Source organism: Rhizobium sp. BK181, from assembly GCF_014193305.1.
Classification (GTDB): domain Bacteria; phylum Pseudomonadota; class Alphaproteobacteria; order Rhizobiales; family Rhizobiaceae; genus Rhizobium.
Window position 1 is genome coordinate 671,063 of the sequence record NZ_JACHZA010000001.1, and the last position, 26,185, is coordinate 697,247.

The window sequence follows — 26,185 nt, forward strand, 5'->3', positions numbered from 1 at the left end:
TCAGGCTCCTGCCATCTTCCCGGGATTGAAGATGCCGGCGGGATCGAATTTCAGTTTCAGTCGCTGCGAGAGCAAGGCCACCGCCTCCTGCTGCGGCTGAAAGGCGGCCGTCAATGCCCGCATTGGTTCGGGCGCCCGCATCAGCGTGGCGTGGCCACCGCCCAGCGCCTTGATGAAACGGCGCAGGAGATCCGCATCGGCATCCGCCTCCATCCGCATCCAGATCAGCCCGCCCTGCCAGTCGTAGAATGCATCGACGCCAGCTTCGAGGCGAAGGGCCGCGACCAGCTGATGGCCGATGGTTGGCGCGACAGAAACCCGCCAAACGGGCCGCATCGTGCCGTCAGCATAAGGGGCGGCATCCCGGATGTCTTTCCAAAGGCGTACGCTCTCGTTTTGCTCCAGCCGCGTGACCGATCCGAACGCGTGCATGGCCGCAACGAGCTTGGCTGCGCGGGCGTCAACGGAGCCAGGCAGGCCTTCAATGCGCAGACAGGTCGCCTCGCCTCCCGAAAGCGTGCTGTCGAGAAATTTCCAGGATACGGTCATCGGCAGATGCGCGGCGCCGGAGACTTCGACTGGCGAGGCCATCGCCGCCGCCATGGCGTTGGCGGCTTCGGCATCGTTGAGGCCGGAAACGACAATCGTCGCTTCAGTTCGCGGTCGCGGCGGCACGCGGAAGGTCACTTCCGTCAGCAACCCCAGCGTTCCATGCGAGCCAGCCATCAGCTTGACGAGATCCAGTCCGGTCACGTTCTTCATCACGCGGCCGCCCGCCTTGATCAGTTCGCCCTTGCCATTGATGAAGCTCACGCCAAGCAGGCTGTCGCGTGCGGCCCCGGCGACAAAACGGCGCGGCCCCGAAACATTGGCGGCAAAAACGCCGCCGATGGTCGGCTCGCCCGATGTGCCCATGACCGGCCGATGATCCATCGGCTCGAAGGCCATCATCTGGCCGTTCTCAGCGAGTGCGGCTTCGATCTCGGACATTGGCGTTCCGGATCGTGCAGTCAAAACCATCTCGCCGGGATTATAAGCCGTGATGCCGCTCAGGTTGGACGAACGCAACCGACTTTCCGCCGCGACTGCATTTCCGAAACCGGAACGGGTGTTGCCGCCGCAGATCGCCAGCGGCTTGCCTGCCTGTGCATGGCTGCGGACGATTGCCGCAGCCTCGTCATCCGTCATAGGCAATAGATCGATCATGCGGCCGGGCGTCCCTCGAGCGGGAAGACCTTGGACGGGTTCAGGAGCCAGGCCGGATCGAAAGCGGCGCGTGCCGCCATCTGCTGCGCCAGGTCCGCCTCGGAATATTGATGCCGCATTAGGTCTCGCTTTTCGATGCCGACGCCATGTTCGCCCGTCAGGCAGCCGCCGGCATCGACACACAGCTTCAGGATTTCCATGCCCGCGGCTTCCGCACGTGCGGCGTCGTCCGGATCGTTAGCATTGAAGAGGATCAGGGGGTGCATGTTGCCATCACCGGCATGGAACACGTTGGCGACGCGAAGCCCGTGGCGATCGATGATTTCAGAGGTTTTCTTCAGCACGTAGGAAAGCTGGCTGAGCGGCACGGTGCCGTCCATGCAGATATAATCGGCGATGCGCCCGGTGGCGCCAAAGGCCGACTTCCGGCCCTTCCAGATCAGCGCCGCCTCGGTTGCCGACTGGCATTCGCGGACGGTCTTCACGCCATGCCTGTGGGCGATTTCGACGATGCTCTTCAGCATGTCGTCCATTTCTGCTTCCGATCCCTCGACCTCCACGATCAACAGCGCGCCGACATCCAGGGGATAGCCGGCCTTGGCAAAGGCTTCACAGATTTCGATCGCCGGCTTGTCCATGAATTCGATGGCAACCGGAATGATGCCTGATGCAATGATGTCAGCGACGCAGGACCCTGCCTCTTCGGAGGTATCGAAGCCGAACAGGACCGGCCGCGCGCCCTCGGGCTTGGCAATCAGGCGGACCGTCGCTTCGGTGACGATCCCGAGCTGGCCTTCGTGTCCGCAGACGAGGCCGAGCAGATCGTAGCCTGCCGCATCTAACGCCTTGCCACCGAGATCGATGACAGTGCCGTCGGTCATCACCATCTTGACGCCGAGCAGGTTATTGGTCGTAACCCCGTATTTCAGACAGTGCGCGCCGCCCGAATTCATGCCGATATTGCCGCCGATCGTGCAGGCCAGCTGCGAGCTGGGATCGGGCGCATAGAAGAAACCATCCGCCGAGACGGATTCCGAGATATTTAGGTTGGTCACGCCGGCTTCGACAACCGCCACGCGATTGGGAAGATCGATCTCGAGGATGCGGTTCATCTTTGAGACGCAGACGACGACCGCATCCTCCTGCGGGATCGCTCCTCCGGAGAGTGACGTTCCGGCGCCGCGCGGCACCACAGGGACGCCGTAGCGATGACAGTATTTCATCACGGCGGCCACTTCCGCTGTTGTCCGCGGCAAGGCAACCGCAAGCGGCATGCGGCGGTAGGAAACGAAGGCATCGGTCTCGAACGGCATCAGTTCGCGCGCCTCATGAACCAAGCATTCCGGCGGCAGCAGGTCGATGAGATCGGCAACAATCTGCCGGCGGCGAGCAAGCACGTCGGCACGCGGGGCGAGAAACGAAATGGTGTCGGACATGGCTGTCTCCCTTCGCCGGCGGCAGCGAAAACCCGGCGCATCCTCCGCGCTGCCGGCTCGATCGGGCTTAACACTTTCCCGATTATGGCGCAAATGCTAAGCACTTATTCCAAAAGGACAAACAATCTAAGCGTATGACCAATCTGGGTGACCTTGAAATTTTCGCAAAAGTCGTTTCGACCGGGAGCATGTCGCTGGCCGGCAGGGCGCTCGGTTTCTCACCGGCCGTAGTCTCCAAACGCATCAAACGGCTGGAAGATCGGCTGGGCACGCGGCTTTTGCAGCGCACGACGCGGCAAATCTCGCTGACGGAAGCCGGCCAGGGCTTTTACGATCGCGTCCTCGGCATTCTCGCCGGGATCGAGGAGGCGGAATACTACATCTCCGGGCGCTCGGCGCAGATGCAGGGAACGCTGAAGGTGACGGCGCCGACCTCCTTCGGGCGCACGCATGTCGCCCCGCACCTGAAGTCCTTCATGGACATGCATCCCGGGCTTGCGATCAATCTGGTGCTCAGCGACGAGTTCACCGACATCGTCGGTGAAGGCTTTGACCTTGCTATCCGGATTGCGGAACTGACGGATTCGAGCCTCGTCGCGCGGCGACTCGCGTCGGTCAGGCGCCTGCTTTGCGCCTCCCCCGATTATCTTTCCGCCAACGGCACACCAGAAACGATCGAAGACCTGAAGCAGCACCGCTGTCTGCCTGCTCACAACAACGATGCCTGGCGACTGGAAGGACCTGAGGGCCCGCTTTCACTCCGGCCGGAAGGGATGCTTGTGACGAACTCCAGCGAGGTCGTGCGTGAGGCCGTGATATCTGGGCTCGGCATTGCTCTGCGCTCCACTTGGGACATCAGCCGCGAGTTGAAGGATGGTCGGCTGGTGCACATTCTCCCTGCCTATGAGGGGTCGCGCAGCGTGACGCTGTCGGCAGTCTATCCAAGCCGTCAATTCCTGCCGGCCAAGGTGCGGCTGTTCATCGACTATCTCGCCGAGGTCTATGGGCCAGTCCCCTATTGGGAACGCTAGGGCTTTCACTGGTCAACTCGCCAGCCTCTCGATGACGAGATCGAGGAGCGCCCGCAGGCGGGCCTGCCGTTTCATGTCCCGGTGATAGCCGATCCAGGTGTCGCGCCCAGGCGGGGCCTCGCCGAGATCGACCGGCTCGATGTCAGCGATCGCATCGCCGAGGGGGCGCGGCAGGACGGCGAGCCCCGCGCCATTCCTGCACAGCGTCGCCTGCACATCGCGGTTGTTGCTGCGCATGGCGATCTCGGCCTTTGGCAGGAGGCGCGCCAGCCACATGACATCGGGCATGCCGCCGAAGGCTTCGTCCATCGTGACCAGACGCGCGCCTGCGCCATCCCCTGCCTTCGGATGCTCTGCGCCCCGGCGGGTATAGAGCTGGTACTCGATATGCAGCAGCTTGCGCGATATTACATCAGGCTCGGTGAAGGGCGCGATCCGAACGACGACGTCCGCCTCGCGGCGGGAGAGGCTGAGCAGGCGGCTATCGGTCAGCAATTCGACGACGATCTTCGGATGGCGCAGCGAGAATTCCGCAAGCACCGGCGCAAGCACATGTGCACCGAACCACTCCGACGACGACAGGCGTAGGAAGCCGCTCAACTGCCGGCTTTGTCCGGCGAGTTCACGTTCGAGAGCCAGCGCTTCCTCTTCCATCCGTTCGGCGTGCGTGAAGACGGCCGTGCCCTCGTCCGTCAGCACAAAGCCGTCGGCTGTCCGCTGAAACAGCGTCTGGCCGAACGAAACTTCCAGAGCGCGAAGGCGACGCCCCATCGTCGGCTGCGTCAGGCCGAGGCTGCGGGCGGCAGCGCCGAGAGTTCCACGGCGGGCGATCGCCAGGAAGAGCTTGAGATCGCTCCATTCCACAATCCGGCTCCCAAACAAAAATGCATGAACATCGTGCATTCTCTTTCATTTCCATTCGCACATCAACGGCGCATTCTCCGGGCAATTCAAACGAACGGAGAGTTGCATGTCTCAGTCCACAACGATGAAGGCGCTCCTGATCGACGCGCCGAACGCCGATTTCCGCTTGGCCGAGATCGCCGAACCGACGCCACGCGAGGGTGAGATTTTGCTTCGGATCAAGGCGAGCGGCGTCAATCCTTTGGACACCAAGATCCGCGCCGGCAATGCCGCCCATGCGCGGCATCCGTTTCCCGCCGTTCTTGGCATTGATCTGGCCGGCGTCGTCGAGCAGGTAGGTCCCGGCGTCACCGAGTTCCGCAGTGGCGACGAAGTCTATGGCATGACAGGTGGCGTCGGCGGCATCCAAGGCTCGCTGGCTGAATTCGCGGCGGTTGACGCCAGGCTGCTCGCGCCGAAGCCCCACAATCTCTCGATGCGGGAGGCAGCAGCGCTGCCGCTGATCGCCATTACCGCCTGGGAGGGCCTGGTCGATCGCGCCAATGTCCGCGATGGTCAGCAGGTTCTTGTCCTCGGCGCCGCCGGCGGCGTCGGGCACATTGCCGTACAGATCGCAAAAGCCGTAGGTGCCGATGTATTTGCCGTCGACGGTGCCGCCAAGGCTGACTACCTCAGAAGCCTCGGAGCAACGCCGATCGACTACCGGGTGGAGACCGTGACGGACTATGTCGTCAATCACGCGGGGGGCAAAGGCTTCGACATCGTCTACGATACGGTCGGCGGCGCCAGCCTTGACACCGCCTTCCAGGCGATCGGCCGCTTCGGTCACGTCGTCAGCGCGCTCGGATGGGGAACACACGCGCTTGCCCCGCTGTCGTTCAAAGCGGCAACCTATTCGGGAGTGTTTACGCTGCTGCCGCTTCTGACCGGCGAAGGTCGAAGCCACCACAGCAAGATCCTGCGTGAGGTCGGCAAACTCATCGAGGCCGGAAAGCTGATGCCAAGGCTGGACGCGCGTCGCTTCGGACTTTCCGATGTCGCAGAAGCCCATGCTCTAATCGAAAGCCGTCAGGCAAACGGCAAGCTGGTGGTTGAGATCGCCTAAAGTTTGAAGGGCGCGGCGGGCTATCGCCGCGCCCTCTCCTTAACGCGCCAGATCGAGATAGGCGCTTGCCACCATCGCGTCGATATCCCTCGGCACCGGGACGATGCAGCTCTCGGCGCCGACTTCGCGCGTGGCGACACGCTCAAGGCAGCGCGCCTGCAGCGTAAAACCAAGATCCATCGATTCGACGGAATTGCCGAGCGGCCGGGGGCCGGCAAGGTTTGCCATATGCCCGCCGCCAAGAATATGGAAAGAGCGGCCATCCCTCAGGTGCAAGGTCTCGATATGCTCCGCCTCGTAGCGATCGATCCGGACGACTTCGGGGTGCTGTCGAAACGCCGCAACATCGATCTCATGCGGAAAATGTCCACCATTCATCAGGATCGCGCCATCCTTGATCAGCGGGAGGTCGGCGGCGGTGACGATCGCGGGAAAGCCGGTAACGGTGACAAGCACGTCGGCTGAGGCAATCGCCTCGTTGCGCAGCGGCGTGGAGAAGCCGTCGAGGTGCGCCTCCAGCGCAGTCACTGGATCGATATCAACGACGCTGACGGTTGAAAACGCATTGCGGAAGCAGGCTGCGGTGCCTTTGCCGCAGGCGCCGTAGCCGAAAACCGTCACACGCTTGCCGTTGGTCGAGCGATTGGTGAAGCGCATGTAGCTTTCGAACAGGCTCTGGCCGACGGCATGCTTGTTTTCGGCGAACTGCTTGATCGGGCTGTCGTTGATGACCAGGATCGGCATATTCAATTTTTCCCGCATCGGCAGCAGGCGTGTACGGCCAGATGTCGTCTCCTCGGTACCTCCAAGAAGGCCGGCGTAGGGCGCCTCGGCCGCGATTGCAAAAAGGTCGCCGCCGTTGTCGAGCAGCAGATCCGGCCTTTCCGCAACAACCGCCTCGAGGCTCTTGTGATGCGCGACCGGGTCCGTCGTCTGGGTCGCAAACACGGTGATCTCTTGCGAACGAAGAAACTCGACGGTCGAAGGCTGCGTGCTGTTGAGGTTTCCGGTGCAGACGAGCCGTGCGCCACCGGCCTTGAGTGTCATCAGCAGCGCCACGGTCTTCGGCTCCAGATGGATGCCGGTGCCGATGGTCAGACCGGCGAACGGTTGGGTTTTCTCGAATTCCGCCGCCGTTGCCTTGAGCAATCGGCAGCTGTTGCCGATCCATTCGATGCGCGTTGCGTTTCTCTGCATATCCGGTGTCCTTCTGCTGCTAATGCAGTGTTAGACCCGGCCACGCTTTTCGGCCATGGAGATAATTCTTCGCAATAGGGCAGAAAATCTGCCCTATTGGGCTGCCGCGCCCAACCGGACCAACCAATCTCGAAGTGCGGAGAACGCGGGCTTCTTCGCGTCGGCATTGCGACATGACAGACTGTAGCCGGCCGATCGGCGAACGAAGCCGTAGGGTGCCACAAGCACTTTGCGCTGCAAATCATCCTCGATGGCTGCGCGTGGCGCGAGAACGACACCGATTCCTGATCGGGCCGCCCCGATTGCCAGAAGCAGATCTTCAAACTCCTGCTTGCGCCGAAACGTCACTGCCTGTGTACCGCTCTCTGCAAACCACTCCTGCCAAAGGGTTGGCGCAGTGCGGCTGAAAAGAGCCGTGACCTCCGCCATCAGCCGAGGATCTCTCTCGATCCTGTCTGCAAGTTCGGGCGTCGCGACGGGCCCAAATTCGTCCTCCATGAACTTGACCGCCGTCACTCCTACCGCCGGCCGGTATTCAGCGCCCATAATGACCGCATCGAGTTCAGGATGCAGCGCCAACGGCTCGACGACCGTCATCGGCACGATATCGACATCGACGACGCCAAGCGCATCCTGCATGTTTGCAAGCCGTGGCATCAGCCACCATATGGCAAAGGCGGAAGGTACGCCCAGGCGGATGCGGCGATGCCCCGCACCGACAAAATCTGCAGCGGCGCGTTCCAGCGTCGCAAGTGCGGCATTGGAGGCCTCCGCGAACTGTACAGCTTTCGTGGTTGCAGCCAATTTTCTCCCGTCGCGTTCGAATAGTTTCTCGCCGAAGTAGTTTTCCAGAATTGAGATCTGCTGGCGCACCGCGCCCCGGACCACCCCAAGCTCGGCGGCAGCGCCGAGAATGCTTCCGTGACGGCAAACGGCTTCGAAGGCACGGACTGCTTTTAGAGGAGGAAGACGCATGGTTACCATAGTATTGACATAACAGTGTATGACATGACCCCGTCGTTGATCCGAATGCAAGACGGGTGCACATTGAACACCTGTGCAATGGCGGAATCAGGATAGTATTTGGCGGATTTTCCGAACCGTAGCGAAGCGGAAGCTGCCTTATTGATAAGTATCAAATCCCGCTGGAAAACTTGAAAGACGTATGGATCGCGCAAGCTTTCCATTGGATACTAATATAGCTGATCGAAGGAACTAAAATAAAAGGTGACCCGACCGTTGACTCTCCTCGCCCGTCTCGCTTCTGACGTACAGCTGATGTTCAGACGCCCACCGCGTCAACAATATGCTGCGCTTTGCTATCGGGTGAAGAAGAAGGCAGGCGAGATCGAGGTCCTGCTGCTAACGAGCCGCGACACTGGCCGCTGGGTCATCCCCAAAGGCTGGCCGATGGACGGACGTACCGCCTACGAGGTCGCGGCCCGCGAGGCCTATGAGGAAGCCGGCGTGCGCGGGACGGTCGAGAGTGAAATCCTCGGCACCTATTCCTATCCCAAGGTCTTGAAGAACGGCCTCAGCGTAACCTGCAGGGTTCAGGTCTACGCCCTCGAAGTCGCTAGCATCGCCAAGAATTTCAAAGAGAAAGGCGAGCGCAAGACCGAGTGGGTTTCCTGCGACGAAGCCGCGACGTGCGTCCACGAACCGGAGCTTCGGGAGATCTTTCTGCTTTTCAAGCGCCGCATGCAGGACCAATTCGCGGCAAGTGCGCCAAAACAAATTCCGGCGGAGTGAATACTGCCATCTTGCACTGCTAAACTTGGCAACGTTAAAGCAGGAATGAACGCCAAGGAATAGCATGCCCGAACGACCAGCCGTCCTCACGAAACGAACGCTCGACAAGGATCTCGACAAGCTTACGCATGTCGAGGACGCCACGAAGTTCGTCTCGCGAAAGCTGGTGGCACCAGGCATCGCGCTGGTCTTTCTCGGGCTCGCGATGCTTTTTGCCGGCGTCTATGTCTTTGACCGGCCCGGCGCCGTCCTCGTAATCGCCGCCGCGGCGCTCGCCGCTTACATGGCCATGAACATCGGCGCGAACGACGTCACCAACAACGTCGGCGCAGCGGTGGGCGCGCGTGCGATGACGATGGCGCAAGCGCTTGTCATCGCCGCCATCTTCGAGATTCTTGGAGCGACAATTGCCGGCGGCGAGGTCGTCAAGACCATCTCTTCAAGCATCGTCGATACTGTGCAGGTGCCTCCGGGGACGCTTGGCTGGATCATGATGGCGGCACTAATGGCCGCCGCCTTGTGGATCAACCTTGCGACCTGGATGAATGCGCCGGTCTCGACCACGCATGCGATCGTCGGCGCGGTGATTGGAGCCGGCGTCGGTGCGGTCGGCCCGGCGCCAGTGAACTGGCGGGTGATGATCGAGATCACCTCGGCCTGGGTGACGTCCCCTCTGCTTGGAGGGGTGATAGCAGCCGGCCTGCTCTTTATGGTGAAAACCCTTATTATCTACCGCGATGACAAGATCGCGGCTGCCCGGCGTTGGGTGCCTGTGCTGATTGCCATGATGATCGGTGGCTTCACGTCGTACATGGCCCTGCAGCTCGAAGCGACCAATGAGTTTACCCCGCTCACCATCATCCTTTTCGGGTTCGGCGCCGGGATCGTCGGATGGCTCGCAGCACGATCGTTCGTCCGCAGACAGTCGGTAGGGCTTGAAAACCGCAATAGCTCGCTGCGCGTCCTTTTCCAAATCCCCTTGATTGGCTCGGCCGCCCTGCTCTCCTTTGCGCATGGTGCCAACGATGTGTCGAATGCCGTCGGCCCGCTATCAGCAATCGTGCGCGCGGTCGGTGCGTCCCCTGAGGGTACGCATGGGCAGCCGCCGATCTGGGTGCTTCTGATTGGCGCTCTCGGCATCTCCATCGGTCTGTTGCTCTTCGGGCCGCGCCTGATCCGGCTGGTCGGTGAGCAGATCACCAAGCTCAACCCCATGCGGGCCTATTGCGTGGCGCTGTCGACGGCCTTCACCGTTATCGTCGCCTCGTGGCTCGGTATGCCCGTCAGCACGACGCATATCGCGGTCGGCTCCGTGTTCGGCGTCGGCTTCTTCCGCGAGTGGTACACCCGGCATTCGAAGCGCCGCATCGCATACATGCGCCGGAAGGCCGAAAGCTTCGCGACCGACGAGCCCGAAGATCCGAACACACATGAGGTTCGCCGTCGCTATCTCGTTCGCCGTTCGCATTTCATGACGATCATCGCTGCCTGGATCATCACCGTTCCGGCCTCCGCAGCGCTTGCAGCCATGATCTATTGGGTTATGTTCGCGCTCTTTGTTTGAGCAGGACCTTTCGATGCGCGCCAATTTCCGGATGCAACGGCTGTTCGTGGATGCACCTCTTGCTGCCGGAGCGACGGTGGAGGCAACGGCAGATCACTTCAACTATCTCGCCAACGTGCTGCGGATGGCCGAAGGGGCCGAGTTGCTCGTTTTCAACGGTCGCGACGGCGAGTGGAAGGCGCGCCTGACCTTTACGTCGCGGAAGCGGATTGTAATGATCCCCGAGGAGCAGACGCGACCACAACCGGTCCCTTCCGACCTGCACTATCTCTTCGCGCCGCTGAAAGTCGGCCGGTTGGATTATCTGGTGCAGAAGGCGGTCGAGATGGGCGCCGGCGTGTTGCGGCCCGTGCTGACCCAGCATGTGCAAGGTAAGATCACCAATCTCGACAAGCTGCGGGCAAACGTCATCGAGGCGGCGGAGCAATGCGGTATCCTTGCCGTCCCTGATGTTGCCGAGCCGGTGAGGTTGTTTGACTTGTTGGATACATGGCCGAGCGACCGCCGCATCGTCTATTGCGACGAGGGCGATGCGGGGCAGAACCCGCTTCCACTCCTGTCCAAAGTCAGCGAGCGAAAGCTGGCGCTCCTCGTCGGCCCGGAGGGCGGCTTTTCCGAGGAGGAACGCGCGCGGCTGCGCAGCCTCGATTTCGTCACCGCGATCCCGCTCGGGCCGCGGATCCTAAGGGCAGACACGGCGGCGGTTGCTGCCATGGCGGTCATTCAGGCGTCGATTGGCGACTGGGATTAACCTTAGGATCGGTCGCGGCCGAAATATGCTGCTATTTTTTTGATGGACCGTTGAAACAATTTCACTTGCAACATACGTGGGAGCGGTCCTAATCACCCTTCCAATTGCCCGGGCTTTCCCAGGCGCTCTCCCATTGCAGGTAGACTTGAATGGCTCGCGATACCACCGACCAGACGCCACTCTCTTCGGTTCAGGAGCTGACCGATTATCTTGCTGCGGGAAGCAAGCCTGAAGAAAAGTTCCGCATCGGCACCGAGCATGAGAAGTTCGCCTTCTTTCGTGCCGACAACAGCCCCGTGCCGTACTTCGGCGAGGCCAGCATTTCGGCGCTCTTGAAAGGACTGCAGCAAAAATCCGGCTGGGATCCGATCATGGATGGCGACAACATCATCGGCCTTGGCGAGCCGAAGGGAATGGGCGCCATCTCGATCGAGCCAGGCGGCCAGTTCGAACTGTCCGGCGCGCCGCTGGAAACGATCCACGAGACCTGCAAGGAATCGAATACTCACCTGGCCACGCTGCGCGAGATCGCAGAACCGATGGGCATCCGCTTTCTCGGTATCGGCGGCAGCCCCAACTGGACACTGGCCGAGACGCCGGTCATGCCGAAATCCCGCTACGAGATCATGACCCGCTACATGCCGAAGGTCGGATCCAAGGGTCTCGACATGATGTATCGCACCTGCACGATCCAGGTGAACCTCGACTTCTCTTCGGAAGCCGACATGCGCAAGAAGATGCGCGTTTCGATGAAGCTGCAGTCTCTGGCAACCGCCCTCTTTGCCTCATCGCCCTTTACCGAAGGCAAGCTCAACGGCTTGCTCTCTTGGCGTGGCGACATCTGGCGCGACACCGACAACAATCGCTCCGGTCTGTTGGACTTCACGTTCCGCGACGATTTCGGCTTCCATGACTATGTCGAATGGGCCCTCGATGTTCCGATGTATTTCATCGTGCGCGACGGGCACTATCACGACTGTACCCACGTCACCTTTCGGCAGTTCATGAACGGCGCACTGAAGGGCGAAGTCGCCGCATGGGAGCCGACCATGGGGGACTGGACGAACCATCTTTCGACGCTTTTCCCCGACGTGCGCCTGAAGCGCTTCCTCGAGATGCGCGGTGCGGATGGCGGGCCTTGGCGGCGCATCTGTGGGTTGCCGGCCTTCTGGGTCGGCCTTCTCTACGATGACGCGGCGCTCGAAGACGCCGATATGCTGACCAAGGACTGGACATTCGACGAGGTCAACGCCTTGCGTGACGCCGTCCCCTCTCAAGGCCTAAAGGCAAAGTTCCGCGGGCATGAGCTCTATGAAACCGCGCGCGAAGTGATCGCCGTTTCGAAAGCGGGTCTAAGGGCGCGCAACAAGCTCAACAAGGAAGGCCAGGACGAAACCATCTTCCTTGCACCGCTCGACGAAGTCATGGCCAAGAAGGCGACGTTGGCCGAGGACCTGCTGGCGCTCTATCACGGCCGCTGGAACGATTCGGTTGAGCCGGTCTTCGAAGAATATCAATACTAAGCCCTTCTACAAAAAGGGGTTTGCGCATTCCTTTTTCCGGCTATAGTGACGCAATTGCGCGTTGCGAAACCGGGAAGGGGATTACCATGCTGCCACTCTTCGACATGATGATGCAGGCCCAGAACGGCGCGGCGATGGATGCGGTCTCCAAGCAGTTCAATCTGGCTCAGGAGCAGACCGCCAAGGCGATTGCGGCGCTCATGCCGGCATTTTCCGCCGGCTTGAAGCGAAGCACCAGCAACCCCTACGACTTCATGGGGTTGATGCAGGCGGTCGCCTCCGGGAACTACACCAAATATTTCGAGGACATGAGCAAGGCCTTTACGCCGCAAGGGATCTCGGACGGCAACAACATCCTCGCGCAGCTGTTCGGCTCCAAGGAAGTCTCGCGGGCCGTCGCGGCGCAGGCGGCCCAGATGACCGGCATCGGACAGGAGATCTACAAGCAGATGCTGCCTGTCATGGCCGATACGCTGATGGGGGGCCTCTTCAAGCAGTCGATGGGACAGATGACGGCGCCAGTCAATCCGTTCGTCAACACGGCGATGGGTGAGAGCATTCAGAAATGGCTTGAAAGCACTGGCTTTGCGCCGAAGCAGGCGCTGGCACCCGAGCCCAGCATCTTCGACAACCCTTTCACGCAGGCGATGCAGCTGATGTTCGGCATGCAGAAGCCAGAGGCGCAAAAGGCCGTCACCAACCCGTTTTTCGACAATCCTTTTGCAAAGGCGTTTCAGGAAATGATGAGCTCGCTCGGAAAGCCGGTCGAACCGAAACCAGCCGAAGCACCGAAGGAGCAGGCAAAGGCTGAAACCGAAAACTACATGGACATGCTGAACAACATGTTCGATAGCGGACTCGAGGTCCAGAAGAACTACCAGAAAAGCATGGAAGCGATCTTCGAGACCTATATGCCCAAGGCGCCCCCCACTCCCCCCAAGGCATAAAAAAACCCGGAGACGGCTGGGAGGCCGGCACCGGGCAAGAGGCAGGGCTATTGGCTATCACCCTGCGGGGAAAAACTGGGCCGGCCTTAATCCTTTCGGGACCGGAAGAGCGACTTACGTCCGCGAACGCTCGCGGAGCGGGTCAGGTGTTCCGACGGATCTTCAAAGAAGGTGGACGCCAGGAACGCGGAAGTGAGATCGGTCCTTGAAAGGCCGATATCCTTCAATTGATTGTCATCGAGCTCGTGCAGCCGGTTGATCTCCATACGATTGCGGAACACGCGCAGTACGGATGACAGCGTTGCAAAGCCATGTGCGACGCGCTGAGCAAACGTCAGCGAGGTCGGGCTGCAGTCGAGTTCGAGTATCCGGTCTGTCGTGCGCATGGGACGATCCTTTCATAGGCGCGCAACAACCCACCCCTCCCGCGAGGTCGAGCGGGAAGGCATCGGTTGAAATCGATTCGGACAGGCAGGATGTCTGTCCTTCACTTTGCTTGATTTGCATCCCGAAGATGCCAAACACCTATTGATCAGTCCAACGAATGTTTCTAATGATTACCATCAGAGAACTTTATGGGTGAGATCATGTCAGCGCCTCTTGATATCGATCAGTTGCAGACTTTCATCGCAATCGTGGATTCCGGCAGCTTCACCAAGGCTGCCGACAGGGTCTACAAGACGCAATCGGCCGTTTCCATGCAGATGCGACGGCTTGAAGAGCGCATCGGCAAGCAGCTCTTCATCAAGGACGGCCGCGGCAACCGCCTGACCGCCGAGGGCGAAAAGCTCTTGAACTATGCTCGACGCATGATCCGCCTCAACAACGAGGCGATCGCCGCCTTCGACGACAACCGTCTCGAGGGTACGCTGCGCATCGGCACGCCCGATGACTATGCCGACCGCTACATGCCGGAGATCATTGGCCGCTTCGCCAAGACGCATCCGAACGTCGAACTCTATATCGTCTGCGAGCCTTCGGTGGACCTCGCCGAGCGCATGCATCGCGGCGAACTCGATATCGCGCTGGTGACGCATAATCCGCGCGAGCGCATGTCGGACGTCGTGCGAACCGAACCCCTCTGCTGGGTCGGCTCGGCGAACCATCCTATCCGTGACGATGCGCCGGTGCCGCTTGCCGTCGGGCGTCGCGACTGCCAGTGGCGTCAGCTTGCCTGCTCAGCACTCGATGCTGTCGGCCGCGAACATCAAATTCTGTTCACCAGCTGGTCGTGCACGGTCGTTGCAGCCGCGGTCCTCGCTGGCATGGCCGTTTCCGTCATGCCAGAATCGGCGCTGCGCACGGGGATGAAGGTGCTGAGCCAGGCGGATGGCTTCCCTGCCCTCCCCCCGGTCCAGATCGGCATCATGAAACGGCCGGGCGTCTCCCTGTCGCTCATGAACGCGATCACCGCCCATATCACCGCTTGCCTTGACAACATCACGCCCGCTGTCGTCGACGACAATCTGGAGCCTGATGTGAAGAACGCCTATGGGCGGGTCCAGCCCCGCCTCAAGGTCGCCAACGTCGTTCCGAGCTGGTAGGCGTCACGCAGCAACCGGCGAGAGGAAGGCCGTGCGGATCACGCGCTTCCACTCGTCGAGAATGCGTCTGGCGAGCGAGTCCTCGCTGACGACCGCAAGGCGGATCGAGGCGCCGAGCAAATGGCTGAAGAGGTAGGTCCTGGCCTGCATATCGGCTGCACACAGTTCGGGGGCGACGCGGCGGACGGCATCCTGAAAAATGTCGGCAATCCGCTTGCTGTGCTCGATGTTGAGGCGCAACAGATCGTGGTCAGTCTCGGTGCCCATCCAGATACCGAGATAGGCGGCATCGTTACGATAGTCTTCGTAGTGCCAGTCGATGGTCGCCGCGAGCACCTCAAGCGCATGGTCGACAGAGTGCACTGACGAAAAAGCCTCGGCGATACGGGCCTGAATTGCAGAAGCATGGCGGTCGAAGAGCGCTTTGACGATCGCGGCCTTCTCCGGAAAATACTGATAGACGGAGCCGATCGGCACCTTGGCGGCGACGGCCAGTTCCGTCATTCGCATGGCGCTTACGCCCTTTTCGGCAATAATTGCTGCTGCGGCCGACAAGATCAGGTCGAGCCTTTGAATACTGCGTTCCTGCTTTGGCTTCCGGCGGAGGCCAATACGATCCAAACTTCCGACCTTCATGTCGTTCCCATTTGTTCTATGTGGAGCGACGGAGGACATTCATGCCGGCGCCTTTTTGCCGATATGACATGCAGGTCTTCACGACTCGTAAACGAGATAGATTGGATTGTACGGATCCAGAAAAGCATAGCAAAATCGGGGTGATACACCCGGATTTGGTCGAATTTCGACCGCAAGCGAACGCAATCGCGGTCGGTCGATGCGCGCTCGTGCCGCTTGTTTGGGCACTACCGATTCGCAGCAGCCGGCGCCGCGGCACCCATCCCGCCATCGGCTGCTACAATGCCGACTACCCAGCGGCCCCTGTCGTAAATTCATTGACCTTCGATAACTTCCAATCGTATTTACTGAGACATTCGATTGAAAGAACTTATCATGCTGACCCTGCGACAGATGCGCTATTTCGATGCACTGGCAACGACACGCCATTTCGGTAGGGCGGCCGAAATGGTCCACATCAGCCAGCCCGCCCTGTCGACGCAGATCATGGAGATGGAAGAATATCTCGGCGCCAAGCTTGTCGAGCGAACCCGGCAGAGCACGATCCTGACGCCGAAGGGCGAGGAAGTGCTGCACTACGTCCGCGCCATTCTGCATCAGGTCGACCTGCTCGAGCAGACCGCGCGAAAGGGCGGCGGCACGCTTGAAGGACTGATCCGCATCGGGATCATTCCAACGGTCGCCCCCTACCTCGTTCCGCAGTTCGTTCCGCATTTGCGTAAGACCTATCCAAGCGTTGAGGTCGAGTTGCGGGAAGCGGTCACAGATCGATTGATGGCGGACCTTTTGACCGGAAAGCTCGACGCCGTCATCGCGGCATTGCCGCTCGATATCGAAGGCATCCAGACGCGGCCACTCTTCACCGACCGCTTCTTCATGGCGGTGGCGGATAACGGCGAGGCTGTGCTGACATCACCGCTGACCGAGCATGAAGTAAATGTCGATCGCCTGCTGCTGCTCGAGGAGGGCCATTGCCTGCGCGACCAGGCCCTTGCCGTCTGTAGCGCCGGCAAGCGCAGCCTGGTCAATTTCGGCGCGACGTCGATGGCGACGCTCTTGCAGATGGTCTCGCACGACATGGGGATGACACTTATCCCCGAAATGGCCATTCCGACCGAGACCAGCCGCAATTCGATCCGTATCGTTCCCTTCACCGATCCACAGCCGTCGCGCGAAATCGGCCTTGCCTGGCGGCGCAGCAACCATCGGGGCAAGGAGATGGAGGCGCTGGCAGAAGCGATCGTTGCTGTCGCCCCTACCCCGCGCGAGCTGGCCGCCTGATCAGCCGAGGTTCTTCTTCAGAAATTCGACCGTCCTCGTCCAGGCAAGGTCGGCGGCCTTCTTGTCGTATCGCGCCGACGACGTATCGTTGTTGAAGGCGTGGTTGACGCCGTCGTAGACGAAGATCTGGAAGTCCTTGCCGTTTTCCTGCAATGCCTTTTTGTAGGCGTCGATGCCGGCGTTGATGCGGTCGTCGAGGCCAGCATAATGCAGCATCAGCGCCGCCTTGATGTTTGGTACATCGGCGGCCTGCGGCTGGGCGCCGTAATAAGCCACGCCCGCCTTGAGTTCCGGTGATTTGGTGGCGAAGTCGTTGACCAGGCCGCCACCCCAGCAAAAGCCGATCACGCCGACCTTGCCGTTGGAATTGTCAAGCTTGGTCAAATAGGTAAGTGTCGCCTCTGCGTTCGCCACCGTCGCGGGCCGATCGAGCTTACCGAACATCTCGCGGGCCTTGTCCTCGTTTTCAGGCGTACCGCCCTGAGGGGAAAGGAAGTCCGGGGCCAGGGCGATGAAACCCTCCAGCGCCATGCGGCGCGCAACGTCGCGGATGTGCGGGTTCAGGCCGCGGTTCTCGTGGATGACAATCACGGCGCCGAGCTTTCCGGAGGCATCCTTGGGTTCGACGAGGTAGCCTTTCATTTCGCCAGTGCCGCCGGGATAGGTGACGTCCTTGGCCACCAGCCTTTTGTCATCGGCCGAGATCATCTCCGCGCTCGCCTTGTTGGCAGCGAGCATCGGCGCGATGACGGCCGCTGCACCGGCGGAACCGGCCAGTTTCGTCAGCTTGTCCATGAAGTTGCGGCGGTCGAGTGTCAGATGCGTATATTCGTCGTAGGCATTGATCATCGCCTGCGTGATTTCCGGCTTGTCCATGTGAGATCTCCCGTTCCCTACCTGTTGGATTTCACCTGTCGGGGAAGATAGGTCATGGACCAGTAACGCAGGAACAAAACTGCGTTACTTCAAGCGGTTCAGCCGATCAGCCATTGGGAAAGACCATCCAGATGGCCAGCCACACCCACATAGCGCCGAGCACCACGTAGGCAGCCCCGAAAAGCGGACTGCGGTAACGGAGGTCATTGCTGGTGACGTGCACGAAGGCGTGCAGATAGCGGAGCACAACGAAGGTCCAGGCAAGGACGACCGCGACCAGATTGTCGGCTTCGGTGATGTAGAGAAGGACACAGCAGGCATAGAACAGCACTGGCAATTCGAATTGGTTGGCCAAGCAATTCTTGACGACGAGGCCTTCCGGCGGTTCATCGCGGTTTTCGCGATAGTTCGAACGGCGGACCTTGCCTGCCTGAACCAGCTGACGGCGGCGATAACCGAGCAGCATGTAGAGCAAATAGACCAGGGCTACGTGGGCGATAATGGGCCAAAACATCTCGTACCCGGTCATGCTGTCTTCCCTTGCAGTTTTCCGTTTTATTTCCGTGCTGTAGAGGAAAACCGCGAACGCCGCAAATGCCCGCCGCAATTCTGCGACGGGCGAGGCTGGCATCAGACCTGAGCTATGCCACCATCGGCGAAGAGTTCTGCGCCGGTGACGAAGCTCGATTCATCCGAGGCGAGGAACAGAGCGGCGGCGGCGATTTCTTCGGCGCGGCCAACGCGACCCATCGGAACTTGCGAGCCGAGATAGTCGAGAAGACCCTGCTGCTGTGCCTTGTCCTTGCCGGCGAGTTCGACCAGGCCGGTGGTTTCGGTCGGGCCGGGGCTCAGGGTGTTGATGCGGATGCCGCGATCCTTCAGGTCAAGGATCCAGTTGCGTGCGAAGTTGCGGATTGCCGCCTTGGAGGCAGCGTAGACGCTAAAGGCCGGCGTGCCGGTCGCACCAGCGGTCGAGCCGGTCAGAATGACCGACGAGCCGTTGCCGAGCAGCGGCAGCGCCGTTTGCACCGTGAAGAGCACGCCCTTCACATTGCGATTGAATGTGTCGTCGAACTGCTCTTCGGTGATCTGGCCAATCGGCGCGAATGAGCCGCCGCCTGCATTGACGAAGAGAACGTCGACGCGACCGGCCTCGTCCTTAACGCGATTGAAGAGGCGGTCGAGATCGGCCTGCTTGGCGGAATCGGCCTGGATGCCGGTGACGTTGCCGCCGATCTCGGCGACAGCCGCTTCGAGCACATCCACCCGGCGTCCAGTGATGAAGAGGCGCGCGCCTTCGGCAGCGAAACGTTTGGCGGTGGCGAGGCCGATCCCCGATGTCGCGCCTGTGATGACCGCAATCTTCCCGTTCAGTCTCTGTGTCATATCAGTCGTCTCCTTTTGTTCGACTGAGCAGGAGATATGGACGAGGCGATCATTTCGGAATAGAAAGGACTGAAATCCATTGTTGCAGAACTGAAATGATGAAGCTGCCGGATTTCGAAGGTCTCGCAATGTTTGCCAAAGTGGCGGAGGAACGGTCGTTCGCCCGCGCCGCGAAGACACTCGGCATCTCGGTGGCAACCGTTTCGCGCGGCGTCGCACGCCTGGAAGAGAGGCTGGGCGCCCGGCTGTTCAATCGCACATCGCGCCAGCTATCGCTAACCGAGTTCGGCCTCCGTCTCGCCGAACGGGCGTCGCGGATCTATACGGATGCCGAGGAAATCGAGAACGCGGCGCTCGAATTGTCGAGCCGTCCGCGCGGCCTGATCCGGCTGGCGGCGCCGATGACGTTCGGTGTCCACTGGATTGCGCCGATCCTGCCTGACTTCTTCGAGCTTTACCCGGAAATCACAATCGACCTTCACATGAGCGATGCGAGCGTCGATCTTGTGGCGGAAGGCTTTGATGCAGCGCTGCGCATCGCGGTCCTGCCCGACTCATCGCTGATCGCCCGGCGGCTCGCGCCGGTTGCCCCGTTCATTCTGGCGTCGCCCGCCTATATCGAGAAATACGGATGCCCGCAGCATCCACGCGAGCTGGCCGCTCACCACTGCCTCGGCTATGCCTATCGCCCCCGACAGGACATTTGGCGCCTGACGAACAAGGCTGGCGACGAGGAATTCGTCACGCCAACCGGTCCGCTCCGGGCGACCAACTCGGAGGCATTGATCCCAATGGCGCTGCGCGGCCTCGGCATCTGCGAACTGCCGGAGTTCATGGCCAGCGAATACCTGGCTGACGGGCGTTTGAAGGCGATCCTGACTGATTGGAGCCTGCCGAGCGGTGCACTCTATTTTGTCACGCCATCTGCGCGCGCAAGACCGGCAAAGGTCGAGGTATTGGCGGAGTTCATGACAGCCCGCCTTACCAATCCGCCGTGGAGGTGGCCGCGATAAGGCTACCGTTCGCCGTCGCCGCGGTGCATGGCTCGAACGATAGCAAAACGGGCGATGATGATCAGGCAGATGGCGAGGCTCGCGAATTTCAGCCGTGTCATCCATGGCAATAACTCAGCGGCCCGGTCTGCCCAGGCACTGCCGCCAAAGGCAATCAAGCTGGCGATGTTCTCGCCATAGTCTGCAAGACCGTAAACAAAGGGCAGCACATAGATGAGCTTGATGAGGGCAGGACTGATCGGACGCGCAAAATAGGATCCGCCCGGCCTCAACTTCATCAAGACCAGCAGGAGGAGTGCGGTCAGAAGTGCCGGAAAGATCAGCTCGGGGCCGGCATACATGGCCCGCAGCAGACTATTGGCAACATCGTTCTCGCCGAGGAGCCGCTGCATGCGACCGACGGTCAACTCGTCATAGCCGGCGAAATAGATATCGAGAACCGCTTGCCCGGTCTCGTGCTTGAAGGGGACGACAAAGCCGAATGTCGTCCACGCAAGCACACCGAGGCAGATGGCCGCGAGCAGCGCGATAATCCAGAGCGGAATACGGCTGCCCGCGTTCATTTTCAGCCGCCGGCGCTCGGATAGTTGGGGCTCTCGCGGGTGATCGTCACATCGTGAGGATGGCTTTCGCGAAGGCCAGCACCCGAGATGCGCACGAAGGTCGCGCGCTCCTGGAAGTCCTTGATGTCCTTGCCACCGACATAGCCCATCGCCGCCTTGAGGCCGCCTGCGAGCTGGTGCAGGACGCCGGATACCGGACCCTTGTAGGGAACCTGGCCCTCGATGCCTTCGGGCACGAGCTTCAGCGTGTCACGCACTTCCGCCTGGAAGTAACGGTCTGCCGAGCCACGCGCCATGGCGCCGACGGAGCCCATGCCGCGATAGGCTTTGAAAGAACGACCCTGGTAGAGATAGACTTCGCCCGGGCTTTCATCGGTGCCGGCGAGCAGCGAGCCGATCATGACGGCGGAGGCGCCTGACGCGATCGCCTTGGCGACGTCGCCGGAGAACTTGATGCCGCCGTCGGCGATGACAGGGACATCCTGCGCCCGTGCTGCCTCGACGGCCGACATGATGGCGGCGAGCTGCGGGACGCCGACACCGGCAACGATGCGCGTGGTGCAGATCGAGCCCGGGCCAATACCGACCTTGACGGCATCCGCACCGGCATCGATCAACGCCTTGGTACCATCAGATGTGGCGACGTTGCCGGCCATGACCCGCACGGAGTTGGAGAGTTTCTTCACGCGCGCCACGGCATTCAGAACGCCCTGCGAATGGCCATGCGCGGTATCGACAACGAGAAGGTCGACTCCTGCTTCGATCAGGCGCTCGGCGCGATCGAAACCATCGTCACCGACGCCGACGGCGGCGGCGGCCCGCAGGCGGCCCTGCGCATCCTTCGATGCATTCGGGTTGAGCTGCGACTTTTCGATATCCTTGACGGTGATGAGACCGACGCAACGGCCTTCGCCGTCGACCACCAGCAGCTTCTCGATGCGATGTGCGTGCAGCAGGCGCTTTGCTTCCTGCTGGTCGACGCTTTCCTTGACGGTAACGAGGTTCTCGCGCGTCATCAGTTCGTAAATCTTCTGCTTCGGATCCGATGCGAAGCGGACGTCGCGGTTCGTCAGGATGCCGACGAGACGGCCGGTCTTTTCGACGACGGGAATGCCGGAGATGCTGTGGATCTTCATCAAGGCGAGCGCGTCGGCGAGCGTCGCGTCGGGGCCGATCGTCACCGGGTTGACGACCATGCCGCTTTCGAACTTCTTGACCTGGCGGACCTGCTCGGCCTGCTCGGCCGGCGTCAGGTTCTTGTGGATGACCCCCAGGCCGCCGGCCTGCGCCATGGCAATCGCGAGACGGCTTTCCGTGACGGTGTCCATGGCTGAAGAGATGATCGGAATGTTCAGCTCGAAGTCGGTCGCGATGCGGGTTGCGACGCTCGTCTGACCGGGCAGAACCTCGGAATGACCGGGCTGCAGGAGCACATCATCGAAGGTGAGTGCGTCCAAACCGGTTGGCGTTTCTATGATGCGAGCCATGGCCAATTTCCTTCAATTAAGAAAAATGCAACGCCTCCCGGAACGAATAGTCCGCACCGGCGGTGTGCAAGGGTTGCTTTGGAAGTTGGCGAGGGCTGGTAACACGTCTATGACAGGAAGGGAATAGCAAAAAGCCCGGCGTGTCCGCCGGGCCCGGTATGGCTGCCATGCAGCGAGGTCACAGGTCGAACTGGTAGGTCTTCGGAACGAAGCGATAGCCGTCCTCGTAGGTCTCGACGAAGCCGACCGACGGGAACGGCATGTGGTAGCCGACAAAGGCGATCTTCTCGGCGGCGATCATGCCGAACACCTTGCGACGCGTTGCGGCTGCCTGGGCCTTGTCCATATCGAAACGGACCTCCCAGTCGGGCTTCTGCAGCGACAGGATATAGTGGTTGGCGGTATCGCCTGTTGCCACCAGGCGCTTGCCCTCGGATTCGACGTGGAAAACCATGTGACCCTGCGTGTGCCCCGGTGCCAGCATCGCGGTAATGCCGCCAGCAATGGTCCCGCCATCGCCTATGAACGTCGCCTTCTCAGCAAGGGGCACCACGTTGGCGAGAACCGCCTTGTGACCGCCTTCGGCCGGGGTACCTTCGCGGGCCTTGTCCGTCCAGAAGTCGTATTCGATCTGGCCGATGACGTAGCGCGCATTCTTGAAGGCCGGAGCGCCGCCTTCCATCAGCCCGCCGATATGGTCGCCATGCAGGTGGGTGAGCGCGACCACAGTGATGTCGTCGGGCGAATAGCCAGCCGCCTTCAGGCCATCGCGAAGCTGGCCATTGCCTCGCGCACGGCCGCCTTCGCCAAAGCCGGTATCAACAAGGATGACGTCCGAGCCGGTATCGATCAACGTCGGCGCATAGGAATTGACGAACTTCTCGGTCGGCAGGAAATTCTTCGCGAGCAGTTCCTGGACAGTTTCCGGTTTCTGATTGGTCCCGAATGTCTCGTAGGGCTTTTCACCAATATTGGCGCCGTCCTTAAAGACGGTAAACTTATAGGAGCCGAGCTTGAATTGATTGAACTGGGGCTGCGTCGTCGCATCCATCTTGGTCTTGTCTCCGCTTGCGGCCCTTGCGGCCGTCTCTGTCAAAATCATCGGCGCCGCCAGCAGGCCGATGCCCGCTGCAAATAAGGTGCGCCGTTTCATCCCCGACGGTACTGCCATATCCCATCCTTCCAATAGCGTGCGACATCGTTGCCGCCCAGCCCCCAAATAGCGAACCGCTGCCATCTTTCTTGCAGCTGGCCGAAACGAACATATGTCAATCTTGACCGTTGAAATTGCTGAGCAAGCAGTCTCACGCAGACGTGATGCAAACGTGTTTCAGAAGCGGAATGAGGGGTTGGCAGAGGTCTTCCCGAGGACTACAGAGCACAGGCCCCCAGACGCCTTCGCAAGACCCTCAAGGCATTCGCGCATGAACCGCATTGTTCCGCTGATCCTCGCCGTCGCTCTCTTCATGGAGCAGATGGACTCCACCGTCATATCAACCGCCCTCCCCGCCATCGCCAACGACCTCCATGTCGGGCCGATCACGCTGAAGCTGGCGCTGACCTCCTACATGGTGTCGCTCGCTGTGTTCATTCCGATCAGCGGCTGGATGGCCGACAGGTTCGGCGCCAAGCGCATCTTTCGCCTTGCCATCTGCGTCTTCGTCGTCGGCTCCATCTTCTGCGCGATCTCATCCGGCCTGATCGAGTTCGTCGTCGCCCGCTTCCTGCAGGGCATGGGCGGCGCGATGATGACGCCGGTCGGACGCCTGGTGCTGGTGCGGACGACGAAGAAAAGCGAGCTCGTCTCGGCGATGGCGCTGCTGACCATCCCGGCGCTCGTCGGGCCACTTGCCGGACCACCGCTCGGCGGCTTCATCACCACCTATTTCACCTGGCACTGGATCTTCCTGATCAATGTGCCGGTCGGCATCATCGGCGTCTGGCTCGCGACAATCTTCCTGCCGGAAGTAGAAGCGACCGCGCCGCCAAAGCTTGACGTGACGGGTTTCGTGCTGACATCGTTTTCGGCGGCCGGCGTGGTCTTCGGCCTGTCCGTCGTCAGCCTGCCGGCCTTGCCACCAGTGATCGGCATCACGGCGACGGCAATCGGTCTCATCTGCGGTTTTCTCTATGTGCGCCATGCCAAACGGCATCCAGCGCCGATCCTCAATTTGAACCTCTTCAAAAACCCGACCTTCCGGGCATCGACCACCGGCGGCACACTGTTTCGCATCTGCATCGGTGCCATGCCCTTCCTGACGCCGCTGATGCTGCAGCTCGGCTTCGGCCTGACGCCGTTCCAATCCGGCCTCATCACCTTTGCCGGCGCGATCGGCGCGATCACCACCAAGTTCATGGCGCGCCGCGTCTTTGCGGCGGCAGGCTTCCGCACGACGCTGCTTTCGGCAGCGGGCGTCACGACGATTGTGACGGTGGTGACAGGCTTCTTCACGCCGCAAACACCGCACCTGGTCATCATCGCCGTCCTTCTTGTCGGCGGATTCTCGCGCTCGTTCTTCTTCACGGGCGTCAATGCGCTGGCCTTTGCCGACATCGAAGATGCGCAGGCGAGCCAGGCTACCTCCATGAGTTCGGTGATGCAGCAGATCAGCCTGGCGCTTGGTGTCGCGGTTGCCGCGGCAATCCTCGAGACCTCGATCTATTTCCGCGGCGAGGCACTGCAGGTGGCCGACTTCCACATCGCCTTCTATGTCATCGCGGTCCTGACGGTCGTGGCAACGATCCCTTTCATCCGGATGGACAAGAGCGCCGGGGCGGTCGTCTCCGGCCACCGGGTAAAGCGCATCTCCCCAGCAACAATCGAGGCCGAACAGCAAGCGGTGAAGTAAGGGCTATTCCGGAGTTTCGCAGACAGCGCTCAGCTTGTTGCCGTCCGGATCTCGAACGTAGGCGGCATAGAAATTGGCATGGAACGGCCGCAATCCCGGCGCGCCTTCGTCGACGCCGCCTGCGGCCAGTGCCGCAGCATGGAACGCATCCACATCCGCTCGACGTTCGGCATGGAGCGCGACCATCGAACCATTGCCGTTGGAGGCCCGCCGGCGATTGAACGGGGTGACGACCCAGAGCCGGCAGCGGGTATCGCCATCTGCGGCGTAGCCGATCTCTTCTTCGGAATAGCGTTGACGGCGGTAACCGAGCACTGGCAGGACGATGTCGTAAAACCGCCTCGCCTGATCGATATCATTGGTTCCGAGGGTGACGTATAGGAGCATGGTAGCCGGGCATTCCAGGTCTGGGGGCATCGATCATCACTCAAGACCAGCCCAAAGATCAAGCTCCCGAAATATCTGGTTCGGGTTGCCGTCCCTTGAAGCCCTTCGCCAGCAGGAACATTTCGACCGACTCCGCACGCGACGACGGCGGCTTGACGTGAACCACCTGCTTGAAATGCCGCTTCAGCATGTTGAGAAGATCGCGCTCCGTGCCGCCCTGGAAGGTCTTCGCCAGGAAGTGGCCGCCCTCACCCAGGACTTGGACGGCAAAGTGGGCCGCGACTTCGCAGAGATGCATGGTACGCAAATGGTCGGTGCGGTGGTGGCCGGTCGTCGGCGCCGCCATGTCCGAGATCACCACATCCGGCGTGCCGCCGACCGCCTCGATCAACTGCGCCGGCGCCGACGGATCCAGGAAATCGAGCTGCAGGATCTTCACGCCCGGCAGCTGATCCATCTCCAGGAAGTCGATCGCCGCGACGCGGATATCTTCGTCCGTGGAGCCTGTGACCTTGGCGGCGATCTGCGACCAGCTCCCCGGGGCGGCACCGAGGTCGATGATGCGGCGGGCGCCCTTCAGAATGTTGTGCTTCTCGTCGATCTCAAGCAGCTTGAAGGCGGCGCGGGCGCGATAGCCTTCCAGCTGGGCGCGCTGCACATAAGGATCGTTGATGTGGCGCTGCAGCCATTGCCGCGACGACGGCTTCATCTTCTTGTTCTTGACGCGCTGACCGAGTTTGCGGCCGGTGCGGTTGCCCGCAATGGTTGGCTTCGCCATGGTTGTCCC

At 61.0% G+C, this 26,185-nt stretch carries 26 protein-coding genes; 11 read left to right on the forward strand and 15 right to left on the reverse strand.

The window, feature by feature from the left end:
- Window positions 1-1,206, reverse strand: coding sequence for a glycolate oxidase subunit GlcE (gene glcE / locus FHT77_RS03325; RefSeq protein WP_183752482.1), 1,206 nt, complete (start codon window positions 1,204-1,206; stop codon window positions 1-3).
- Window positions 1,203-2,642 carry an FAD-linked oxidase C-terminal domain-containing protein gene (locus FHT77_RS03330; RefSeq protein ID WP_183752491.1) on the reverse strand — a complete coding sequence of 480 codons (1,440 nt, stop codon included), beginning with the start codon at window positions 2,640-2,642 and terminating at the stop codon, window positions 1,203-1,205. The genes glcE and FHT77_RS03330 overlap by 4 nt, the downstream gene beginning before the upstream one ends.
- Window positions 2,643-2,776: 134 nt before the next feature.
- On the opposite strand from FHT77_RS03330, the gene FHT77_RS03335 reads away from it, so the two are divergent.
- Window positions 2,777-3,673: a LysR family transcriptional regulator gene (locus FHT77_RS03335; RefSeq protein ID WP_183752493.1), complete on the forward strand. Its 897-nt coding sequence runs from the start codon at window positions 2,777-2,779 to the stop codon at window positions 3,671-3,673.
- Between the two features lie 12 nt (window positions 3,674-3,685).
- Here FHT77_RS03335 and FHT77_RS03340 read toward each other — a convergent pair whose 3' ends face one another.
- Entirely contained in the window at window positions 3,686-4,537 is an 852-nt protein-coding gene (locus FHT77_RS03340) for a LysR family transcriptional regulator (protein ID WP_183752495.1), read from the reverse strand.
- A 106-nt stretch (window positions 4,538-4,643) separates the two neighbouring features.
- Here FHT77_RS03340 and FHT77_RS03345 point away from each other — a divergent pair, with 106 nt between their 5' ends.
- Window positions 4,644-5,642, forward strand: coding sequence for a zinc-dependent alcohol dehydrogenase family protein (locus FHT77_RS03345; protein WP_183752497.1), 999 nt, complete (start codon window positions 4,644-4,646; stop codon window positions 5,640-5,642).
- 39 nt (window positions 5,643-5,681) lie between these two features.
- On the opposite strand, the gene FHT77_RS03350 is transcribed toward FHT77_RS03345, so the two are convergent.
- Window positions 5,682-6,839: an adenosylhomocysteinase gene (locus FHT77_RS03350; protein ID WP_183752499.1), complete on the reverse strand. Its 1,158-nt coding sequence runs from the start codon at window positions 6,837-6,839 to the stop codon at window positions 5,682-5,684.
- Window positions 6,840-6,932: 93 nt separating this feature from the next.
- Window positions 6,933-7,823 carry a LysR substrate-binding domain-containing protein gene (locus FHT77_RS03355; RefSeq protein WP_183752501.1) on the reverse strand — a complete coding sequence of 297 codons (891 nt, stop codon included), beginning with the start codon at window positions 7,821-7,823 and terminating at the stop codon, window positions 6,933-6,935.
- A gap of 255 nt (window positions 7,824-8,078) precedes the next feature.
- On the opposite strand from FHT77_RS03355, the gene FHT77_RS03360 reads away from it, so the two are divergent.
- From FHT77_RS03360 to FHT77_RS03380, 5 genes are all read left to right on the forward strand, one after another.
- Window positions 8,079-8,591, forward strand: coding sequence for an NUDIX hydrolase (locus FHT77_RS03360; protein WP_183752503.1), 513 nt, complete (start codon window positions 8,079-8,081; stop codon window positions 8,589-8,591).
- A 64-nt stretch (window positions 8,592-8,655) separates the two neighbouring features.
- On the forward strand, window positions 8,656-10,155 hold the full coding sequence (locus FHT77_RS03365; RefSeq protein WP_183752505.1) for an inorganic phosphate transporter: 1,500 nt from the start codon (window positions 8,656-8,658) through the stop codon (window positions 10,153-10,155).
- A gap of 13 nt (window positions 10,156-10,168) precedes the next feature.
- Window positions 10,169-10,906 (forward strand): 16S rRNA (uracil(1498)-N(3))-methyltransferase, encoded by a 738-nt coding sequence (locus FHT77_RS03370; protein ID WP_183752507.1) that lies wholly within the window; start codon window positions 10,169-10,171, stop codon window positions 10,904-10,906.
- A gap of 149 nt (window positions 10,907-11,055) precedes the next feature.
- A complete protein-coding gene (locus FHT77_RS03375; protein WP_183752509.1) occupies window positions 11,056-12,429 on the forward strand; it encodes a glutamate--cysteine ligase in 1,374 nt (457 codons plus the stop codon).
- An 86-nt stretch (window positions 12,430-12,515) separates the two neighbouring features.
- Window positions 12,516-13,376 (forward strand): DUF937 domain-containing protein, encoded by an 861-nt coding sequence (locus tag FHT77_RS03380; protein ID WP_183752511.1) that lies wholly within the window; start codon window positions 12,516-12,518, stop codon window positions 13,374-13,376.
- A gap of 86 nt (window positions 13,377-13,462) precedes the next feature.
- Here the strand turns inward: FHT77_RS03380 and FHT77_RS03385 are convergent, their stop codons facing one another.
- On the reverse strand, window positions 13,463-13,762 hold the full coding sequence (locus FHT77_RS03385; RefSeq protein WP_114711580.1) for a DUF1127 domain-containing protein: 300 nt from the start codon (window positions 13,760-13,762) through the stop codon (window positions 13,463-13,465).
- Window positions 13,763-13,963: 201 nt separating this feature from the next.
- Here FHT77_RS03385 and FHT77_RS03390 point away from each other — a divergent pair, with 201 nt between their 5' ends.
- The gene (locus tag FHT77_RS03390; RefSeq protein ID WP_016552862.1) at window positions 13,964-14,920 is read left to right on the forward strand and encodes a LysR substrate-binding domain-containing protein; all 957 of its coding nucleotides are present in this window, start codon (window positions 13,964-13,966) and stop codon (window positions 14,918-14,920) included.
- 3 nt (window positions 14,921-14,923) lie between these two features.
- Here FHT77_RS03390 and FHT77_RS03395 read toward each other — a convergent pair whose 3' ends face one another.
- On the reverse strand, window positions 14,924-15,556 hold the full coding sequence (locus FHT77_RS03395) for a TetR family transcriptional regulator (RefSeq protein WP_246719637.1): 633 nt from the start codon (window positions 15,554-15,556) through the stop codon (window positions 14,924-14,926).
- 375 nt (window positions 15,557-15,931) lie between these two features.
- Here FHT77_RS03395 and FHT77_RS03400 point away from each other — a divergent pair, with 375 nt between their 5' ends.
- Entirely contained in the window at window positions 15,932-16,837 is a 906-nt protein-coding gene (locus FHT77_RS03400; protein WP_183752515.1) for a hydrogen peroxide-inducible genes activator, read from the forward strand.
- Here FHT77_RS03400 and FHT77_RS03405 read toward each other — a convergent pair whose 3' ends face one another.
- The 3 genes from FHT77_RS03405 to FHT77_RS03415 form a co-directional block, all read right to left on the reverse strand.
- A complete protein-coding gene (locus tag FHT77_RS03405) occupies window positions 16,838-17,713 on the reverse strand; it encodes a dienelactone hydrolase family protein (RefSeq protein ID WP_183752517.1) in 876 nt (291 codons plus the stop codon). It abuts the gene before it with no gap.
- Window positions 17,714-17,819: 106 nt separating this feature from the next.
- Window positions 17,820-18,242, reverse strand: coding sequence for an MAPEG family protein (locus FHT77_RS03410; RefSeq protein WP_183752519.1), 423 nt, complete (start codon window positions 18,240-18,242; stop codon window positions 17,820-17,822).
- A 101-nt stretch (window positions 18,243-18,343) separates the two neighbouring features.
- Window positions 18,344-19,099, reverse strand: coding sequence for an SDR family oxidoreductase (locus FHT77_RS03415; RefSeq protein WP_183752522.1), 756 nt, complete (start codon window positions 19,097-19,099; stop codon window positions 18,344-18,346).
- A gap of 95 nt (window positions 19,100-19,194) precedes the next feature.
- Here FHT77_RS03415 and FHT77_RS03420 point away from each other — a divergent pair, with 95 nt between their 5' ends.
- Window positions 19,195-20,112, forward strand: coding sequence for a LysR family transcriptional regulator (locus FHT77_RS03420; protein WP_183752524.1), 918 nt, complete (start codon window positions 19,195-19,197; stop codon window positions 20,110-20,112).
- Window positions 20,113-20,114: 2 nt separating this feature from the next.
- Here the strand turns inward: FHT77_RS03420 and FHT77_RS03425 are convergent, their stop codons facing one another.
- The 3 genes from FHT77_RS03425 to FHT77_RS03435 all read right to left on the reverse strand — a co-directional run bounded on the left by FHT77_RS03425 (window position 20,115) and on the right by FHT77_RS03435 (window position 23,333).
- Complete coding sequence (locus FHT77_RS03425; RefSeq protein ID WP_183752526.1) at window positions 20,115-20,675, reverse strand: hypothetical protein; 561 nt, start codon at window positions 20,673-20,675, stop codon at window positions 20,115-20,117.
- A gap of 2 nt (window positions 20,676-20,677) precedes the next feature.
- The gene (gene guaB / locus FHT77_RS03430; RefSeq protein ID WP_113364426.1) at window positions 20,678-22,162 is read right to left on the reverse strand and encodes an IMP dehydrogenase; all 1,485 of its coding nucleotides are present in this window, start codon (window positions 22,160-22,162) and stop codon (window positions 20,678-20,680) included.
- A gap of 178 nt (window positions 22,163-22,340) precedes the next feature.
- Entirely contained in the window at window positions 22,341-23,333 is a 993-nt protein-coding gene (locus tag FHT77_RS03435) for an MBL fold metallo-hydrolase (RefSeq protein WP_183752528.1), read from the reverse strand.
- 253 nt (window positions 23,334-23,586) lie between these two features.
- On the opposite strand from FHT77_RS03435, the gene FHT77_RS03440 reads away from it, so the two are divergent.
- Window positions 23,587-25,011: an MFS transporter gene (locus FHT77_RS03440; RefSeq protein WP_183752530.1), complete on the forward strand. Its 1,425-nt coding sequence runs from the start codon at window positions 23,587-23,589 to the stop codon at window positions 25,009-25,011.
- A gap of 3 nt (window positions 25,012-25,014) precedes the next feature.
- Here the strand turns inward: FHT77_RS03440 and FHT77_RS03445 are convergent, their stop codons facing one another.
- Both FHT77_RS03445 and FHT77_RS03450 read right to left on the reverse strand, forming a co-directional pair.
- Window positions 25,015-25,398 (reverse strand): VOC family protein, encoded by a 384-nt coding sequence (locus FHT77_RS03445; RefSeq protein WP_183752531.1) that lies wholly within the window; start codon window positions 25,396-25,398, stop codon window positions 25,015-25,017.
- 58 nt (window positions 25,399-25,456) lie between these two features.
- Complete coding sequence (locus FHT77_RS03450) at window positions 25,457-26,176, reverse strand: RlmE family RNA methyltransferase (protein WP_183752533.1); 720 nt, start codon at window positions 26,174-26,176, stop codon at window positions 25,457-25,459.
- Window positions 26,177-26,185 lie beyond the last annotated feature (9 nt).